We start from the raw sequence: 651 nt of genomic DNA, 5'->3' as shown, positions 1-651 counted from the left end.
AGCTCGGCAAAATGCAGACTCGCATCGACATCGCTAATCAGGCGTAATCCCCAAGGGCCAATCAATACTCCTGCCAACAAATAGCCAAGCACTGAACCTAAGCCAAATCGCTGCGCCAAAGGAACAGCAATCACCGCCGCCGACAGAAACACGACACTGCTTTGTAGAAACACACTGGTTATCGCCATGCTGACCTCCTTGGTGCAACGCTTCCCACTCATCAAGAGGATTACTCAGCCATCGACGATACAGCTCCGCGTGTTCATAGCGTTCAATATCAGAAACATTGCGCGACCAATACAGCACCAGCGGCTCCATCCAATGCATCTGACATAGTGCAGCCGTCAACTCGAACGGTTGCAAAATCTGCTCTAACGGATACTTGTTATACCCCCTAGCACTGAAGGCTTCTTCTTTACCACCCGTGGTGATCACACTGCGCCAATATTTGCCCTCCAGTGCAGAACCGTCGCCAAACGCAAAGCCCTTGCCGAGCACACGGTCTAACCACTCTTTCAACAACGCCGGACATGAATACATATAAAGAGGATGATGAAAGACAATCACATCATGATTCATCAGTAGATCATGTTCGTGATTCACATCGATAAAGAAATCAGGATAAGCGCCATAAAGATCGTGCACCGTCAC

General features: G+C 49.2%; 1 protein-coding gene and 1 pseudogene. Both read right to left on the bottom strand.

Going from position 1 to position 651, the window contains the following annotated elements:
* Nucleotides 1-188 (bottom strand): cation:proton antiporter (locus R7E38_RS23025; protein ID WP_318082159.1); only part of this gene is annotated, 188 nt, incomplete at its 3' end.
* Nucleotides 175-651 (bottom strand): annotated as a pseudogene (gene kefG / locus R7E38_RS23020) (glutathione-regulated potassium-efflux system ancillary protein KefG); the annotation flags it as partial. The gene R7E38_RS23025 and the pseudogene kefG, both read right to left, overlap by 14 nt.

It is taken from the genome of Vibrio sp. Vb2131 (assembly GCF_033338535.1).
Taxonomy (GTDB): domain Bacteria; phylum Pseudomonadota; class Gammaproteobacteria; order Enterobacterales; family Vibrionaceae; genus Vibrio; species Vibrio alginolyticus.
This window is presented reverse-complemented; position numbering and strand designations above follow the sequence as displayed.